Source organism: Dietzia alimentaria 72 (assembly GCF_000226215.1).
GTDB lineage: Bacteria > Actinomycetota > Actinomycetes > Mycobacteriales > Mycobacteriaceae > Dietzia > Dietzia alimentaria.
In genome coordinates this window covers 1-17,313 of the sequence record NZ_AGFF01000007.1, presented here as the reverse complement: position 1 = coordinate 17,313, position 17,313 = coordinate 1, and the positions used below count along the sequence as shown (strand labels likewise).

Sequence of the window (17,313 nt, the reverse complement as noted above, 5' to 3'; positions counted from 1 at the left end):
CCGACTCTTGGATTATTGTAGGTTAGGCTAACCTACAGCCACGAAGTCAACGAGAGCGGATCGGATCCCGGACACGGGTGCCCGCGGGACGGTTGACGGATACCGATCCGAGGAGAGACACCCTATGCAGACCACCATCGAGCCCGGTTTCGCCGCGCAGGTCAAAGCCGCCACCGACCCCGCACACCGCGATGCCGAGGGATCGCAGTTCATGTCCCGGCTGCTCGACGGGAAGCTGCCTCGCGAGGCCTACGTCGCACTCCTGAGCCAACAGTGGTTCATCTACAGCGCCCTCGAGGCCGGGGGCCGGAGTCTGGCAGCCGATCCCCTCGTCGCCCCGTTCCTGCACGACAGTCTGCTGCGCGAGAGTGCTCTCGAACAGGACCTCCAGTTCCACCTCGGCGCGGGCTGGCGCGAGCAGATCACCGCACTACCGGCCACCGAGCGGTACACGGCCCGCCTCCGCGAGGTGTCGGCGACGTGGCCCGCCGGCTTCGTGGCCCACCATTACCTGCGCTACCTCGGCGACCTGTCCGGCGGGCAGATCATCCGCCGGATCATGGAACGCACGTACGGCTTCGAGACTGACGGGGTGCGGTTCTACATCTTCGACCAGATCCCCAAGCCGAAGCCGTTCAAGGACGACTACCGCGCCGCGATGGACGCGCTCGCGCTGGACGACGACGAGAAGCTGCGGTTCATCGACGAGGTCAGTGACGCCTTCCGCTTCAACAGGGACGTCTTTAACGAGCTCGACGGCGAGGTCGCGCGGATGCGGGCTGACGGATGACCCCGGGGACCCGCTTTCGCGGCGTCGTCGACGCGGTGGCAGCGGTCGCCCTCCTACTCGCGGTCGGGATGGCGGCGACCGCGTGTGCGTCGACGACCCCGGAGCCGACGAGCGGTCCGGGACCCGCCACCGCGGTTCTGGACGATCTCGACCCGACACCGGTGGACGCCCCGCAGGCCCCCGCCCTACCTGTGACCGTCGAGTCCGCTGACGGCGTCCCCGTGACGATCACCGATACCAGCCGCATCGTGGCCGTGGACCAGAACGGCACCATCGGGGAGACGATCTTCGCTCTCGGCCTGGGCGACAACCTGGTGGGCCGGGACACCGCGACGAGTTTTCCGGCGGCAGCCGATATCCCCAACGTCACACCCGGCGGGCACTCGCTCAACGCGGAGGCGATCCTCGCCCTGTCCCCCACGGTGGTCCTCACCGACACCAGCATCGGACCCAGGGCGGTGCAGCTGCAGTTGCGCGAGGCGGGCATCCCGGTGGTGTTCCTCGATCCGGAACGGACCCTGGATGCCGTCGACGACCAGATCGAGGCGATCGCCGCGGCCCTCGGGGTCCCCGAGTCCGGGCGGGCGTTGGCCGAGCGCACACGATCGGAGATCGACCGGGCGATCGCGGACGTGCCCGAGTCGAACGATCCGCCCAGCATCGCGTTCCTCTACCAGCGCGGTTCGGCCGTGTCCCTGCTCGGGGGCCCCGGTTCCGGCGCCGACGAGCTGATCACCGCGATCGGCGGCGTCGACGCCGGCACCGCCTCCGGCCTGACCCAGGAGTACACACAGGTCACCAGCGAGGCACTCATCACGGCCGCCCCGGACGTGATCCTCATGATGACGGGCGGGCTCGACTCGGTCGACGGCGTGGACGGGCTGGTCACCCTGCCCGGGATCGCGCAGACACCGGCGGGCAAGAACCGTCGGGTACTGGACATGGATGACAGCGTGCTGCTCAGCTTCGGCCCCTCCACGGGCAGGGTCATCGAGGCGCTGGCCACCGCATACTACGGTTCGGACGGAGCATGACCACCACCGTCTCCGGTCGCGCCACCTCCGCCACGCGCGGCCAGCTCCGCCTTCCCGGCCGGTGGGTGCTGGGCGGCGGCCTCGTCCTGCTGGCCGTCCTCGCCGTGATCGCCGCGGGGCTCGGCCAGGTCCCCGTGTCGCCGGCCGAGGTGCTCGGCTCCCTCACCCATCACCTCGGAGTGGGGGTCGGGCCGATGCCCGCCCACGAGCAGGGCGATGCCGCGCTCTGGCAGGTGCGCTTCCCCCGCGTGGTCATGGCCATGCTGGTCGGGGCCAGTCTCGGATGCGCGGGAGCCGTCCTGCAGGGCGTCTTTGCCAACCCGCTCGCCGAGGCCGGTGTGATCGGGGTGTCCGGCGGGGCCGCGGTCGCGGCCGCGTCGATGATCCTGCTGGGCGGGGTCTTCTCGACCAACTGGATGGTGGCGGGCGCGGCCTTCCTCGGCGGTCTGGGCACCACGATCATCGTCTACGCTCTCGCCAGGTCCGAGGGCCGCACCGAGGTGGTGACGGTCATCCTCACCGGGGTCGCCGTCAACGCCCTCGCGGGCGGGCTCCTGGCCTACCTGGTCTTTGCCGCCTCCCCCGCGGCCCGCGAGCAGATCGTGTTCTGGCAGCTCGGATCGCTGGGCGGTGCCACCTGGTCGACGGTCGCCGTGGTGGCCCCGCTCGCGCTGATCGGTGTGGTCGGCGCGCGTCTGCTGGCCCCGAAACTCGACCTCCTCGCGCTCGGCGAGAGTCCGGCCCGCCATCTCGGGGTCGACATCGAGAGCGCGCGTTGGCGCGCCATCGCGATCGTGGGCGTCCTGGTCGCGGCCGGTGTGGCGTTCACCGGGATCATCGCGTTCGTCGGGCTCATCGTCCCGCACGCGCTGCGCATGATCGTCGGTCCCGGGCACAGTCTGCTCGTACCGGCCAGCACCATCGGCGGCGCCGTGGTCCTGCTGGCCGCCGACGTCGGTGCCCGGACGCTCTTGGCCAACGCCGACCTGCCCCTGGGCATGCTCACCTCGATCGTCGGCGGCCCCGTCTTCTTCTGGTTATTGCTCCGGACCCGCCGCACCCAGGGCGGGTGGGCATGATGCGAATCCCCCGCCTCGGACGCGGCGCCGCGGGCCCCCCACCGTCCACTCCGGTGCCGGGCGAGGCCACCCTGCGCGCACAACGCCTGGACGTCATGCGGGACCACACTCCCGTGTTGGAGGGGGTATCGATCGACGTGGTCGCCGGGGAGGTGCTGGCCCTGGTGGGGCCCAACGGCGCCGGCAAGTCGACGCTGCTCTCCGCGCTCGCGGGGGACCTCACCCCACACGCCGGATCCATCGAGCTCGACGGGCGCCCAGTAGACGCCTGGTCCACCACCGATATGTCACGGCGGCGGGCGGTCCTGCCCCAGCAGCACCGGCTGGGATTCGGTTTCACGGTGTCCGAAGTGGTCCGGATGGGTCGCGCGCCGTGGGCGCGGACCGACCGGTGTCACGACGACGACGCCGCGATCGCTCGCGCCATGCGGACCTGCGATGTCGAGGAGTTCGCGCAGCGTTCCTTCGCGACGCTCTCCGGGGGCGAGCAGGCCCGCGTGGCCCTGGCCCGGGTCCTCGCCCAGGAGACGACGACGCTCATGCTCGACGAGCCCACCGCCGCGCTGGATCTCCAGCACCAGGAGACGGTGATGCGGATCGCCTCCGCCCGCGCGGCCGCGGGGGCCGGGGTCGTGGTGGTGTTGCACGATCTCGGCCTGGCAGCCGCGTACTCGGACAGGGTCGCCGTGCTCAGCGGCGGAAGGATCATCGCGTGCGGTCGACCGGACGACATCCTGACCGCCGCCCTGCTGTCCGAGGTCTACCGCCACCCGGTCGAGGTGATCCGCCACCCGGAGACCGGGCGCCAACTCATCCTCCCCCACCGAGCGGCCTCCCACTTTGACTCGGCGGTATCAGCCGTGCCAACCGTCTCAGCAGCGACGGCCGGAGACCAGAAATGAGAATCATGAGAACACCCACTGTGAGCACAGCGCGGGCCGTGGCCTCGTCACTCGTCGCCATCGTCGCCCTGGCGGTGACCGGTGCGGCAGCCGCCCCGACCGTCGCCGCCCTCCCGGCAATCGCGCCCGGGTCGCTCGACGCGCCCGCCCCCGCGCCCGCCGCCGAGCATTCGATCACGGTGTTCGGCGCCGACGGGGCCACCCCGCTGGGGCAGGCGCCCGTCCACGAGGGCGACGTCGTCGTCGTCAAAGGCTCGGGCTTCGACCCGTCGGCCAACACCAACGGACTCCCGCTCCCCGTCCCGCCCGGCGTCCCCCACGGCACGTTCGTGACGTTCGGCGCCTTCGCCCCGGAATGGAAGCCGTCAGTGGACGCCCCCGCCGAGGCGCGGGTGGGCCAGCAGCGCTCGGCCACCGCCTGGGTGATGTCCGAGAACGCGCTGAACCGCGTGCCGGACTCCCCCTTCGACCTCCGCCGCACCATTCGTCAACAGTGGGTCCCGCTCGCCGACGACGGGTCCTTCACCGCGACCCTCACGGTGAAGAAGCCCTCCACCACGGCTCCCGGCGCCCAATACGGCATCTACACCTACGCCGCTGCCGGCGCGGTCAACGCGGCGGAAGAGTTCTTTGTCCCCGTGAACTTCGATCCGACCCCCGGCCCCAACGCGCCGAAGCCGGTCGTGGAGGACCTCGTGTGGGGTGTCGCGCCCGGGTACACCGATCTGGTCACGGATACCCTGCAGGGCGGCGTCACCGGGACCGACGGCGCCGGAGTGCGCCCTGACGGCCAGCTGACGTTCGAGTCCGACGGCGCCGACATCGACCCGGCCACCGGTCACGGTGTGGTGCGGTACTCGGGCACAGTGGTGTCGTTCACCCGCTTCCACCTCGCCGAGATCGCGCTGCGTGACCCGTGGATCGAGTTCACCCCGGAGGGAACTTTCCTCTCCGCGGAGACATCCACCGGTAACACCGTCGGTACCGATCACATGTCGCGGACCCGACTCGCGGACCTCGATCTGGGCGCCGACGGCTCACGCTCGTCCTTCGGGGCCGTCACCGGTAGATTCCTGCTGCCGCTGGGCCAGCCCAGCGTGTTGCTGCCGTACTCCGGTCAGCAGATCGCCCCGGTGGACTTCTCCTACTGAGCTGCCGCGGTCAGTGCTCGGGTTCGCTCTCGTGCGGGATGACGACGACGGGGCATCGGCTGTGCGCGATCACGTGCTGGCTCACCGAGCCCAGCAACAAGCCGGCAAAACCGCCACGACCACGGCTGCCCACGACCATCAGCCGGGCACCCTCCGATGCCCTGACGAGCGCCTCGGCAGGATGCCCGGCCAGCACCCGCTCTTCCAGCTCCGCGAACTCCCCCAGCGCTTCCCGAACGGTCTCGCCCAGCATCTTGCGGCGGTCCGCCTCCAGGTCGGTGGTGTCCTCCCAGCCGGCCATGCCCAGGGGACCCCAGAGCGAGGGGCGATCGAAAACGGCCAGGACCTGGATCCGCGCGCCGTTATCCCGGGCGTACTCGGCCGCCCACTGCAGCGCTCGCACCGAGTCGCTCGATCCGTCCACACCGACGATGACTGGTTGTGCATCCATAACCGATACCCACTTCCATTTCACGGAGAGCGGCGATCAGAGCGACAGCCGCATCCCGACTGCACTGTCACCGTAACCCAGCGCCCACGGCGTCGCGCGGTTCCGACGACGGCCGGGCGCACCGTCGCGCCCGTGCGCTACGACTCGACGGGGCGGGCGCCGGTCGACCGGGCGGGACCACGCTCCCTCGAGTTGACGAACTCCGCGATGAGCGGGAAGAGCAGGACAGTGACTGCACCGGCGGCCACGAGAACCGAGGAGATCTCCTGGGTCAGCAAGCCGTTGGAGACCGCGACGTCGGTGACGGCGACGATGATCGGCAGGCCGGTGGCCGCATAGAGGCCGACCCGCACGCGTTCGCGCGACGTGGTCAGTTCGGGGGTCACGCGCGCCACCGTCTCACCGAGCCAGACTCCCCCGCCGCGGAGAACGGCCATGCTCCCCACGACGGCAAGCAGGAGCCAGGGTGCGTTGGCGACCGCGCGGGGATCGATGGCCATCCCCGACACCACAAAGAAGACGGGGATGAACAGCGTGTACCCGACGGTCTCCAACTGATCGAGGAGCAACCCGGGTAGTTTCCGCTCGCTGGACTCTCCGGGTTCGCGGTGACGGTTCTCGAGGTTGTCGACCAGGTGCCGGAGGATGAGCCCTGCCGCGAACGCCCCGAGCACAACGTCTAGTCCGAAGACCGTCGCCACCACCATCATGGATGCCAGCAACAACATCACCGTGCGCATGCCCAGTTGGCCGGTCGAGGTGGCGCCCCTGTCGAGTGCCCGCGCCAGGCCGGGGAGTCGTAGCACCCGGGCCGGCACCGCCGTGATGAACAACGCGGCGACCACGAACAGCCCCACAGCCACGAGCGAAGACCCGATACTGCGAGTTCCGAGCAGTACGGCCATGACCAGGACAGGACCCAGTTCTCCGACAGCCCCGTGGGTGAGGACCGCTCGCCCCACGGGAGTGTCGTCGTGTCCGTTGCCCTTGAGGATCGGCAGCAGTGTCCCGATCGCCGTCGAGGTCAACAGGAGCCCGATCACCACCGCCGTCTCCCAGCGCCCCGACACCAGCCACCCCACCCCAGCCGCGAGGGTGACGCTGATCAGCCAGGTCCCTCCCGCCCGCCGACCGCTGCGACCGGTCATCGACGAGACCTCGAGCTCGAAGCCGGCCAGCAGGAACAGCATGCCCAGGCCGAGTTCCGACAGCATCGCCACGCCGCCGGCCTCGACAGCGAGCCCGAGCCCGTGCGGCCCGATCGCCATCCCCCCGACCAGCAGCATGACCACGCCGGGGATCACCGAGCGCGTGTACCCGGACAGCACAGGAGCCGCCCACGCCGCCAACACGATCCAGAACAACGAGACGAGCTCGTCAGCGGACGCAGCCGACTCCACGGCCAGGACAGTGCTCGTCATGGTGTCCCTCTCGGTGAGTGATGGGATGAAGCGTAATGGCCTCCGCAGTCACGACACCCCGCCCGCCCCGTCACATGTGACGCAGGAATGACAGCACCGATCCCACCACGACGCTCCCTGCGAGGAACGCCACGAAGAGTCGGTGGAACCACAGCCATATCACCGGCCCGCCGGAGCCGCGAACGGCGAGTAGGAACAGTATGAGGCCCGCGACCAGGACTGCGCCGCCCGCGACCACGGCGAGCGGGGATTCGACCAGGGTGCCAACGACGACGGCGAGGCTGCCGGCGGTGAACGCGAGAACCTGCCGCCATCGCACCGCGATGGTCGGCACCTTTCTCGCGAGCACGGCCTGCCCCACCCCGAGTCCGATCTGGGCCACGCCCATCACAAGGACCAGGTAGGCCGCCACCCAGGAGCCCTCGTCGAATCCCAGCGGGCGGGTCACGGCGGCCACCAGGCCGCCCGCGATCACCGCGGTCCCGCCCAGAGCTACGAAGGGGATGACGGACCGCATCCGGACCATGATCTCGTCGGTCGTCCCGGGCTCGTGCGACGTGAGTGCGCTCATGACCCGAGGCTACTCAGGCGCGCACCCTGGACCGGGACGGAGTTGACTTGCCACCACAGGGTGGCCACCAGCACCTCTAGCGGCGGCCGAACGTCTCCCTCTTGACGAACCCCCACGCGGCGGTCCCGAGGAAAAGGATGATCCCGATGACGGCGAGCCAGACGAGACCCTTGACGACGAATCCGATGATGCTGAGGATGAGCCAAATCGCGAGCAGGGCGATGATGAGTTGCGGCATATTCGCGAAGCTACCACCCGTCGTCAGTCCACCGCGCGGTGAATGAACCCGCGCAGCCCCAGGAACAGGAATACCGAGGTCGACACGGCCAGACCGAGGGCGATCCATCCCGCGCCCAGATGGGGAGAGTCGGTCAATGCGGCGCGCATCCCCTCGGAGACGTAGGTGAGAGGGTTGAACAACGTCAGCACCTGGAACCAGCGCAACGAGTCGAGCAACTGCCAGGGGTAGAACGTAGCGCCGGTGAAGATCAGAGGGGTCAGCGCGACCGCAAAGATGATGTTGATGCGGTTCGGCGGCACCATCGTCCCCAGGACCAGTCCGATGGACGCTCCCGCGAAGCCTCCGACGACCAGCAGGAGGGCGAACATCCCCCAGTGGGCCCCGCCGGTCTGAAGCCCGTTCGGCAGGATCAGTGCACCCAGCGGCAGGATCAACACCGCCGCGATGAGGGATCTGCCCGTGGCAAACACCAACTTCTCCACCCCGACCATCAGCGGGGAGACGGGAGCCATCAACCGGTCCTCGATCTCCTTCGTATAGGAGAACTCGATCACCAGTGGCAACGCGACGTTCTGCAGTGCTGTGAGCACGAGCGTCAGCGCGATGATGCCCGGGAGGAGTTGAGTCGCATAGCTCTCGTCAGCCGCACCGATTTTCGGCAGGACCAGGCCAAAGACGAACAGGAACGCCAGCGGCTGCATCAGCGACTGGGCGAGGAAGCCGCCGAGTTCGTGTCGGAGCGTGTTCCAGATGTCGCGCTGCAACAGACCCAGGAACGCGCGCGGGCCGGTAGCGCGCGCCAACGTGGGATCAAAAGCTGTCCGGGCGTCGGCGGGGTTCATGTGGGGTTGGCTCATCGCAGTTCCCGTCCGGTCAGGTGTACGAACACGTCCTCGAGGCTGCCCTCGAGCCGGTGGACATCCCGGACCACTGCGCCACGCTGTTCGGCGACAGTGATCACCTCGCCCAGTCGGCTATCGCCATAACACCGCACCCGCCACTGTCCCTCGTCGATTTCCGTCGACTCGGTATTGCCCAGCTCGGACAGCAGCGGCGCCGGGTCATCCCGGGAGTCCATCGTGAGCTCGATTCCCCGCCCACCCGGCAGCAGGTCACGCAGACCCGCTGGGGTGTCCAGGGCGATCCGCTCACCGTGGTCCACGATCGCGATCCGCTCACACAGGCGATCCGCCTCCGCCATGTCGTGCGTGGTCAGCACGATCGTGGTGCCGGAGCGGTGCAGCTCGGTGACGCGGTCCCACAAGAACAGACGCGACTGGGGATCCAGACCCGTTGTCGGTTCGTCGAGGAACAACAGCGGGGGATGGTGCATCAACGCCCGGGCGATGAGCAGTCGTTGCGCCATCCCGCCCGAGAAGTTCTCCACCTGCTCGCCCGCCCGGTCCGCGAGCCCGAACTGCTCCAGCAGCTCGCGGGAGCGTCGCCGCCGCTCCCCCAGCCGCATCCCGAAGTACGCACCGTGGAAAGTAAGGTTCTCCAACGCCGTCAGCGAACGGTCGAGGTTGCTCTGCTGCGGCATCACGGCGATCCGCCGTTTCACCGCCTGGGGCTCGGCCACCACATCGATCCCGTCGATCCGGGCAGTGCCGGACGTCGGCTTGACCCGTGTGGTGAGAATGCCCAGCGTCGTGGTTTTTCCGGCACCGTTGGGCCCGAGAAGTCCGAAGAGCTCGCCACGTCGGACGGTGAAGTTCACGCCCTTGAGTGCGATGGTCCCCCGCCGGCCGTACTGCTTACGCAGGTCGCGCACCTCGATCATCGGGTCGTCGTCCATCTCCTCCGCGCCGGTGTCCGCGGGCCTGGTGTCCGGATGCGCTTTCACACAATTTTCCGATCAGCTGAAGGGTCGGCCGCCTCGGGAGGCTCGCCGTTGATCTCGACCAGTTCCCACTGCTTGACCGGCCCCGGGGCGTGGGCCTTGCACATCGTGAAGATGGGGTCGGAGTACGTCTCGCGGAGTAGCACCCGTACCGGCCCACTCGGCCCCTCGAGGGTCACCTCGACGTGGCCGTCGGTGTCGACGACGTCCAGTGGCGCGAAGGCGTCGATGCGGTCGTCGGCGATCATCGCGCGGGCATGATGCTGGGCGCTCTGCACCTCCGCCGGGTAGCTGCTGCGGCCGCGCAGATAGCGATCGTCCACCCGGCCCTCGATATAACGGGTGACGATGTCGGCCGGATCCTCCGCCTGGTCCACGCGACCGTAGAACAGGCCGTGCGGCAGGAGGAGCATCGTCGCGGCGAATCGGTCCCCGCCCAGGTGCGAACACTCCCAGGTCGCTTCCGGGTGCCGCTCGGCTATCCGTGCCGCCGCGCCTCGCCCGCGTACAGCGCAGCACTGATCGTGCTTGCCGTGCGTGCACACCGCGACCAGTGGTTCCTCTGCCGGGGTGCCGGCGGTGCCGTCGAGGGGGATCTCGGCGTAGCCGACGGGTCCGTCGACCTCGCCCCACCGCAGCGACTCGTGCCCGGGCCTGGAATCCGCCAGGGCCCACCGCCAGCGCCGATGCTGCGGGCGTCGTCCGGGCCGACGGATCGCCGCGATCCGAACGTCGGCCTCTTGCGCGCGCCCGGCGATCTCGCGGCCCAGCTCCGGGGAGAGAAGAGCGGGCGAGTCGAGCAGTGCCGAGTGCCCCCACGGGCCGGCCAGTTCGACCATGAGCCACCGCACCCCGCGAGAGCCAGAGCCCTCCAGCGGATCACCACGGCGCAGCGCGGAGACGCTGCACGGCTCCCATCCGGCAGGCCGGTTCACAGCGCCACCAGGACCGCTTCCCGGAGCAGCCTCTTCACCACGACGAGTCCGTCGGCTGCATCGAGACCGGGTAGCGCACCCGCGGTCACCGGGGCCCCGTCCAGCAGAGACTGGAGCGCGGGGCCGCACACCGCGGGAAAACTGAGGGTCTTGGTGGGCAGCGTCAATCGCACGGCCCCCGCGTCGGAGTGAATCGAGCCGTGGAGTCCCTCTCGCCACCGCACCTGCGTGTCGGAGTCCAGCGTGGCGACGGTGTCGAGCGTGGCGAGCGGGCGCACCGCCGCGGGGCGCGTCAGGTCCTGATACTGGCGCGCGAGTTCGGCTCCCGCGCGGACGCTGAGCTCGTCCTGATGGTCCGACAGCAGCCGCACCACCGTCTCCACGACCTCGCGAGTGCGCTCCCGGGTTCGGTCGCCATCGGTCGGGGCGAGCCCCAGCGGCAGCGACGCGCGCAACTCTTCCTGGGACGCCAGCGCCTCGAGCGCGGCCCGGGCCACATCATGGCCGGTGAACGGTGCCACACCCACGGTGAGGTGGATCGAGGTCTTGCCCTGCGCCTCTGCCGAGTGGACCCAGCCGCGGGGGAGGTAGAGGCAGTCCCCCGGTTCGAGTACCGCGTCGATGACCGGCTCAGAGGCCGCCCGGGCGGCTATGGCCTCGCGGTGATCCGTCCACGGCTGGTCGGATAGCGGATGGCGGTGGACGGGCTCGTGTACGCGCCACCGCTTGGTACCGGCCACCTGGAGCACAAAGACGTCATGGGCGTCGTAGTGCGGATCGAAGCCGCGGTTGGCCGGCGGAGTGATGTACGCGTTGGTCTGCACCGGGTGGCCGACGTCCGAAGTCATGCCCCGCACGAAATTGATGATCGGTGGCCACAACCGGTGCAGCCCCTGCAGAACGATCGTCGCCCCGGCGGCGAACTGCGTGAGCACGCCGTCGGGGTCGATCTGGTCCGGCATCTGCGCGCCGAATCCGCCGGCGCGGGTGAAACACGCCCGGTCCACGAGAGTGCCCTCCCGCGCCATCCGAACGAAGGGTGTGCGTACCCCCCGTTCGGCGATGATCTCGTCGACCATCTCCGATGACAGCAGGTCAGAGAAGTCGCGCGGCAGTTCTTCTGACCGGGTCAGCAGGGGCCGGCGACCCCAGTAGTCACGGGCGAATTCATCCCGCCCGCATGCGACGCACCGCTCCAGCACTGTTGATCAGGCCGTGCCGTCGGCGCCGCCGTCGTGACCGTCCGGGTTCGAGCCGCCGTCAGCGGTGCCCTCGCCCGCCGAACCATCCGCGCCACCGTCGTGACCGTCCGGGTTCGAGCCGCCGTCAGCGGTGCCCTCACCGGCCGAGCCGTCCGCGCCGCCGTCGTGACCGTGGGGGTTGGAGCCGCCGTCAGCGACACCCTCGCCGCCCTGTGCGCCGGCAGTCGTGATGTCGTCGTCGTTGATAGCCATCTGCAATCCTCTCGTCGGTGCAGGCACCCGCCTGCACGGCAATCGTGCGGTGTCACCATGCGCCCGGAACGTGAGCCCGGCCACTATGGGGCTTACCGGTTCCACTATGCCACTGAATCGAGGTGCGGGACGGCCGTCGGCGTTCCGGCCTCAACCCTCCGAATCGGCAGTGCTGCGGACGAGGATGAACGCGGTGCCCGCACTCAGCAACGCCAGCCCGGCGCCGGCCCACGCCGCGTAGCCGAAGCCCGCTAGGAGGTCGTCAGCCGAGCCGATGAGCACGAGCCCGAGGAACGCGGTAGCCACCAGGCCGCCTATCCGCGACAGCGCGTTGTTCACCCCGGAAGCGACCCCGGTGTACCGCGGTCCGACGCTGTTGAGCACCGCGGTCGTCAACGGCGCCACCGAGGTGGCCATTCCCAGCGCCAGGACGACGAGCCCGGGAAAGATGTGGAGCCAGTAGTTCACGCCCGCTGACGGCATTGCCGACAACAGGAGGAATCCGACCGCGACGAGGCACGAGCCGACGGTGAGCAACGTCCGCGTACTGGCGTACTGGGAGACCGTCCCGCCGACGAAACGCGACAGCACGAGCATGATCAGCGGGAACGGCAGGATCGCGCTTCCTGCGGCGGTCGCGGTGTAGTCGAGCTCGGAGATCAGTACGTACGGCAGCAGGACCATGAGCCCGCCGAGGGCCGCGTAGAGGAAAAAGGTCAGGACCGACAGTCCGGCGAAAGTCCGGTCGGTGAACAGCACCAGCGGGGTCATGGCCGCGTCACCGAGGCGGTGCTCCACCACCACGAACCCCACGAGAAGCAGCACTCCCGCAACCAGCGCCCCCACCACCAGGGCCGTCAGCCCACGGTCCGGGAGAGCGATCAATCCCCAGATCAACGCGAACAGGCCCGCCCCCGACAGGGCCGCGCCGGTCCAGTCGAGGGGCGCGGTCTCGTCCGAGCTGGCCCGGCTCTCGCGCACGGACCGGTGCGAGACACCCCAGGCGACCAACGCTAGCGGAACCATCAGCGCGAACGCCCACCGCCAGCCGGCAAAATCGACGATCACCCCGCCGAGGACCGGAGCCACCGCCCCCGCGGCTGCCCCGGCGGCCGCCCAGGTCCCGATCGCGGCACCCCGCTCGCGTCCTGAGAAGCCATCGGCGAGGATTGCCAGTGACGTCGGCGCGATCATCGCCGCTCCCACGCCCTCGAGCGCCCGACCCGCGAGAAGGACTGGAGAACTCCACGCCACGGCACACAACACGCAGGCCGCGGCAAAAATCAGAAGCCCGGCCTGGAAGATCCGCTTCCGGCCGTGATGATCTCCCAGTGCACCGCCGATGAGCACGAGGGCGCCGAGCGGCAGCAGGTACGCGTTGACGACCCACTGGACCCCGGTCGCTCCCGCGCCGAACTCCTGCTGGATCTGGGGAAGAGCGACGTTGATGATCGATCCGACGATGAACGCCAGACTGGAACCGAGGATCGTGGCCAGCAGGGTTCCACGCTTGTCCTGGCAGTCCGTCTGCTCCGTCGGGGCACTGATGGCGCCCGCCGCGCAGGGGAGGGGCAGAGTATTGCTCACGTGAACCGCCGCGTTGTCGTCGTCGTTGTCGTCGTCAAGAACCACAACGACAACGACGTGAACCGACTCGCTCGCTTCGCGACACTCACCACGGCAGCATAGCGTGATCTACGTCACTCCCGCGTCGCGCCTTTCCGCGGCGACTACCTGCTCGGCTATCGAGCTACTTCACCAAAAGTTCAGCGATCTGGATGGTGTTGAGCGCGGCACCCTTGCGCAGGTTGTCCCCCGCCACCATGAGATTGAGTCCCTTGTTACCGGCGATGGACTGGTCCTGCCGGATGCGCCCCACCAACGATTCGTCGATGCCCGCGGCGTCCAGCGGGGTCGGCACGTCCACCAACTTGACCCCCTGAGCGGAGGCCAGCACCTCCCGCGCCTGCTCCGGCGTGATGTCCCGCTCGAACTCGGCATTGATGCTCAGCGTGTGTCCGGTGAAAACGGGCACACGCACACAGGTGCCGGCCACGAGCAGTTCGGGCAGGTCGAGAATCTTGCGCGACTCGTTGCGCAGCTTCTGCTCCTCGTCCGTCTCCTCGGAACCGTCTTCCACGATCGCACCCGCCATCGGCAGCACGTTGAACGCGATCGGCGCCACGTACGGGCTCGTGTCCTCCACATTGAGCGCCGAGCCGTCGTGCACCAGCTCGTGACCGGCACCGATGTTGTTCGTGATCTGGGCGTTCAACGCGTCCACGCCCTGCAGTCCGGAGCCCGACACCGCCTGGTAGGTCGACACGATCAGCCGCTTGAGGCCCGCAGCCTCGTGGAGTGCCTTGAGAGCGGGCATCGCCGCCATGGTCGTGCAGTTGGGGTTGGCGATAATCCCCTTGGGCGGGTTCTGCGTCGCCTCGGGGTTGACCTCGGAGACCACCAGCGGAACGTCGGGGTCCTTGCGCCAGGCGGAGGAGTTGTCGACGACGACGGCGCCGGCCGCCGCAAACCTGGGCGCCTGCTCCTTGGACATGGTGCCGCCCGCCGAGAAGAGCGCGATATCGATGCCCTTGAGCTCCTCGTCGCTGGTCGCGGCGGTGTCCTCGACCACGATGTCCTCGCCCCGGAACTCCAGCGTGGTGCCCGCCGAGCGGGCGGACGCGAAGAACCTGACCTTGTCGGCCGGGAACTCCCGCTCCTCCAGCAGGGCACGCAACACGCGCCCCACCTGGCCCGTGGCTCCGACTACGGCGACAGTGGTCATCGACAACGTCAACTCCTGAAAATCATTCGCTGTGGCGGGTCGCGGACGGGTTCTCCGCCCTGCGCTCGACCTACCGACGAGCCCCCATCCTACCGACCCCGCGCGAGCACCCGCGGCAACGGTGGTGCGCCTACTCGTCGGCCATGACCTCGTCGCACTCGAGCCGACCGTTCGGATACTCGATGGCAACCGACTCGCCCTCGAGCACCAACTGCGTGATGACCCGGCACTCGGACCACGCGGCCAACGGGGATTCCGCGTCTCCGTCCATGGCCACGACCATCGTGTCGCCCTCCCAGGTGACCGAGGCGTTGTCGCTGCCGTACGTCGCCTCGATGGTCTCGTTGATCGAGTCGCGCCCCAGCCCGAACTCGTAGTCGCCCTGGCCGGCGTCGATCGTCGTGCCCGGCTTGTCTGTCTGCTCTTCCACCGCCACGCGGTCCGCTTGTCCGTCCGCCCCATCGCCCGTCCGGGGCCCGTCCGCGGTCTCCGCGCCCGCCGTTGTGTCGGCGGGGCCCACATCCCGGGGTTCGGAATCCGGCCCGCACGCTGCGGTGCCTAATGCCAAGACCGCGGCGACGGCCATCAGTCCGGCCCGGGTCAGAGAGGTACGCATGACTGCTCCTAGATCGAGAAATACCACCATACGCAGGAACGATGCGAATGTTAAGTCTTTTCACATTTTCCTGTCTATGGTTAGGCCACCCGGTCCCATCCGGTCCCGCGAAAGGGCCAACACCATGACGACGACACCCTCAGCCTCCGGACTACCCAATTCAGTCAACTCGTGGAGCCGAATCCTCGGAATATCGCTCCGGCCGTGGTCCGGGCACTCGCCCGCCTCACTTCTCATCCGTGGCGTCATACAGATCGCGATCAGCGGGTTCTTCCTCTGGCTGGCGTTCCGGGTGGCGACCGACAGCGACCTCTCCCAATACACCGCCGAGATCGCGTCGATCCGGCTGATCGCCACGCTCATCGCGGTGGCCGCGACCGGCGGCGCAGTACTCGGCCTCCTGAGGATTATCGTGGGCCTCGTGGACCTGCTGACCTCGTCGGAGGTCTCGGGCACGGTGGTCGACGTCCGCGACCGCAGGACCCTCGACTTTCTGCCCCATGCGGTACTGGCGCTGATCTATGCCCGCGATCCCGGGCGGATAGACCGCCGGCGCCACCGCACCGAACTCGTCCTGAGAACCGACGCGGGGGTGCGTCAGTGGACCGTCCGTCGGCATCGCGCGTTCCAGGACGTCCGCCCGGGCACCGTGGTTCGCCTGACGGTGACCCCGCTGGCCGGCCACGTCTCGCGGATCACGCCCCTGCCCCGCTGACCGTCCGGCCCGCGGCGTGCGGCCCCGTCACTCCTCGTCCACCCCACCCACCCGCCCGCTCCTCGTCCACCCCACCCGCCGCGAAGAGGATTCTGACTGCATCGCCCGAGTGCAATTGCACTAAATCCTCTCCGCGGCGTTTATGCACAGCCGCTGGAATCTCCACAGCCCGACCCCGAGAGCCGTCAATCTGCGGGTTCCGCGTAACCCAGCGCGCGATAGTTCGCTTTCATGAAGCAGAAGCACAAGGACATTCCGATTCGGACGCGCGATCTCAGACAGCACACGGGCAGCAGACTCACCGGTCGCGGCTTTCGTCGCTTGCACCACGGTCTCTGGTTCCGAGACTCGGTCTCGATAGACATCTGGGCACGCGCGGAGGCACTCATGGAGCTCTATCCGGGTTCGGTCATCACCGGATGGCACGCGGCTCTGATCTACGGGCACCGTTTCGGTCCGCTCGAGGTACTGGACGAAGTCTCGTCCCCGGAACGCCGGATCGAGCGACCCGGAATTCTCGGGAGGCAGTATCGGATCCCGAGAGAGCACATTGACATGTTGCGCTCCGGCCGACCGCACGACATCAGAATCGCCAGTCCCGAGTGGTGCCTATTCGACATCGCGCGACATGAACCGCGAGTCGAAGCGATCTGCGCGCTGGACGCCTCGACCACCATGGGCCCTCTGGCTATCGAGCGACTGCGTCCGATGGTCGAATCCCTTCACGGCGTTCGCGGACGACGGATTGTCCTCGACCGTCTCGACGAGGTGGATACGGATTCCGAATCCCCGTGGGAAACGCGGACGCGACTATTCTTAATCGAGAATGACCTCACCGGTTTCGTCCTGCAGTACACACCGCGCGATACCCCCTACCGGCTCGATATAGCGTGGCCCGAATTCAAGGTGGCGGTCGAATACGACGGCGCCGACCATCGAACCAAGACGCAACAGGCCAACGACGAGCTCAGACGGAATCGACTTCGGGCCGCCGGTTGGTACATCGAAGTGGTCACGGCGACGGCGCTCTCGCGCACTCCCTCGGAGATCCTGTTCCACGTCCGGTCCGCCCTACGCGCGCGCGGCGCCGCCCTCCCCGGACTCTAGGCACGGCACCCGCCCCTCCCGTAACACCAATCACGCGCCCGAGGCAAGAGGCGCGATCCCCCGAGGCTTTCGGCGTCGCGAAGAGGATTTCGTGCAATCGCACTCGGCCGATGCAGTCGAAATCCTCTCCGCGGCGGGGCGGGGCGAGGCGGCGGGCGGCGCGGCGCGGCGCGGCGCGGCGGGGCGTGGCGCGAGGGCGGGGCGGGGCGGGGCGCGGCGCG

The 17,313-nt window shown here is 68.8% G+C and carries 19 protein-coding genes; 7 read left to right on the top strand and 12 right to left on the bottom strand.

Annotated features, from left to right (window positions below; translation table 11 throughout):
* Window positions 1–124: 124 nt before the first annotated feature.
* The 5 genes from ON04_RS02515 to ON04_RS02495 are packed head-to-tail and all read left to right on the top strand — an operon-like array spanning window position 125 to window position 4,956.
* Complete coding sequence (locus tag ON04_RS02515) at window positions 125–790, top strand: biliverdin-producing heme oxygenase (protein ID WP_010540001.1); 666 nt, start codon at window positions 125–127, stop codon at window positions 788–790.
* On the top strand, window positions 787–1,824 hold the full coding sequence (locus tag ON04_RS02510) for a heme/hemin ABC transporter substrate-binding protein (protein ID WP_010540000.1): 1,038 nt from the start codon (window positions 787–789) through the stop codon (window positions 1,822–1,824). Before ON04_RS02515 ends, ON04_RS02510 begins: the two co-directional genes overlap by 4 nt.
* The gene (locus tag ON04_RS02505; RefSeq protein WP_010539999.1) at window positions 1,821–2,903 is read left to right on the top strand and encodes a FecCD family ABC transporter permease; all 1,083 of its coding nucleotides are present in this window, start codon (window positions 1,821–1,823) and stop codon (window positions 2,901–2,903) included. Before ON04_RS02510 ends, ON04_RS02505 begins: the two co-directional genes overlap by 4 nt.
* Window positions 2,903–3,805: a heme ABC transporter ATP-binding protein gene (locus ON04_RS02500; protein ID WP_010539998.1), complete on the top strand. Its 903-nt coding sequence runs from the start codon at window positions 2,903–2,905 to the stop codon at window positions 3,803–3,805. The genes ON04_RS02505 and ON04_RS02500 overlap by 1 nt, the downstream gene beginning before the upstream one ends.
* Window positions 3,806–3,810: 5 nt before the next feature.
* A complete protein-coding gene (locus ON04_RS02495; protein WP_029457546.1) occupies window positions 3,811–4,956 on the top strand; it encodes an HtaA domain-containing protein in 1,146 nt (381 codons plus the stop codon).
* Window positions 4,957–4,966: 10 nt separating this feature from the next.
* On the opposite strand, the gene ON04_RS02490 is transcribed toward ON04_RS02495, so the two are convergent.
* The 12 genes from ON04_RS02490 to ON04_RS02435 form a co-directional block, all read right to left on the bottom strand.
* Window positions 4,967–5,407: a universal stress protein gene (locus ON04_RS02490; RefSeq protein ID WP_010539996.1), complete on the bottom strand. Its 441-nt coding sequence runs from the start codon at window positions 5,405–5,407 to the stop codon at window positions 4,967–4,969.
* A 137-nt stretch (window positions 5,408–5,544) separates the two neighbouring features.
* On the bottom strand, window positions 5,545–6,828 hold the full coding sequence (locus ON04_RS02485; protein WP_010539995.1) for a cation:proton antiporter: 1,284 nt from the start codon (window positions 6,826–6,828) through the stop codon (window positions 5,545–5,547).
* Between the two features lie 70 nt (window positions 6,829–6,898).
* On the bottom strand, window positions 6,899–7,399 hold the full coding sequence (locus ON04_RS02480) for a hypothetical protein (protein WP_010539994.1): 501 nt from the start codon (window positions 7,397–7,399) through the stop codon (window positions 6,899–6,901).
* Between the two features lie 76 nt (window positions 7,400–7,475).
* The gene (locus ON04_RS16815) at window positions 7,476–7,637 is read right to left on the bottom strand and encodes a hypothetical protein (RefSeq protein WP_010539993.1); all 162 of its coding nucleotides are present in this window, start codon (window positions 7,635–7,637) and stop codon (window positions 7,476–7,478) included.
* Between the two features lie 23 nt (window positions 7,638–7,660).
* Window positions 7,661–8,497: an ABC transporter permease gene (locus ON04_RS02470; protein WP_202945570.1), complete on the bottom strand. Its 837-nt coding sequence runs from the start codon at window positions 8,495–8,497 to the stop codon at window positions 7,661–7,663.
* Entirely contained in the window at window positions 8,494–9,483 is a 990-nt protein-coding gene (locus ON04_RS02465) for an ABC transporter ATP-binding protein (RefSeq protein ID WP_010539991.1), read from the bottom strand. Before ON04_RS02465 ends, ON04_RS02470 begins: the two co-directional genes overlap by 4 nt.
* Window positions 9,480–10,331: a sucrase ferredoxin gene (locus ON04_RS02460; protein WP_010539990.1), complete on the bottom strand. Its 852-nt coding sequence runs from the start codon at window positions 10,329–10,331 to the stop codon at window positions 9,480–9,482. The genes ON04_RS02465 and ON04_RS02460 overlap by 4 nt, the downstream gene beginning before the upstream one ends.
* 80 nt (window positions 10,332–10,411) lie before the next feature.
* Window positions 10,412–11,617, bottom strand: a complete 1,206-nt coding sequence (locus tag ON04_RS02455; RefSeq protein ID WP_010539989.1) for a cupin domain-containing protein — start codon at window positions 11,615–11,617, stop codon at window positions 10,412–10,414.
* A gap of 6 nt (window positions 11,618–11,623) precedes the next feature.
* Window positions 11,624–11,869, bottom strand: a complete 246-nt coding sequence (locus tag ON04_RS02450; protein WP_010539988.1) for a hypothetical protein — start codon at window positions 11,867–11,869, stop codon at window positions 11,624–11,626.
* Window positions 11,870–12,019: 150 nt separating this feature from the next.
* Window positions 12,020–13,501, bottom strand: coding sequence for an MFS transporter (locus ON04_RS02445; protein ID WP_010539987.1), 1,482 nt, complete (start codon window positions 13,499–13,501; stop codon window positions 12,020–12,022).
* Between the two features lie 118 nt (window positions 13,502–13,619).
* The gene (locus ON04_RS02440) at window positions 13,620–14,654 is read right to left on the bottom strand and encodes an aspartate-semialdehyde dehydrogenase (RefSeq protein WP_010539986.1); all 1,035 of its coding nucleotides are present in this window, start codon (window positions 14,652–14,654) and stop codon (window positions 13,620–13,622) included.
* 130 nt (window positions 14,655–14,784) lie between these two features.
* On the bottom strand, window positions 14,785–15,270 hold the full coding sequence (locus ON04_RS02435; protein ID WP_010539985.1) for a hypothetical protein: 486 nt from the start codon (window positions 15,268–15,270) through the stop codon (window positions 14,785–14,787).
* Window positions 15,271–15,394: 124 nt separating this feature from the next.
* Between ON04_RS02435 and ON04_RS02430 the strand changes: the two genes are divergently transcribed.
* Together ON04_RS02430 and ON04_RS02425 are read left to right on the top strand one after the other, a co-directional pair.
* A complete protein-coding gene (locus tag ON04_RS02430) occupies window positions 15,395–15,985 on the top strand; it encodes a hypothetical protein (RefSeq protein WP_010539984.1) in 591 nt (196 codons plus the stop codon).
* A gap of 231 nt (window positions 15,986–16,216) precedes the next feature.
* Window positions 16,217–17,092 carry a hypothetical protein gene (locus tag ON04_RS02425; RefSeq protein WP_010539983.1) on the top strand — a complete coding sequence of 292 codons (876 nt, stop codon included), beginning with the start codon at window positions 16,217–16,219 and terminating at the stop codon, window positions 17,090–17,092.
* Window positions 17,093–17,313 lie beyond the last annotated feature (221 nt).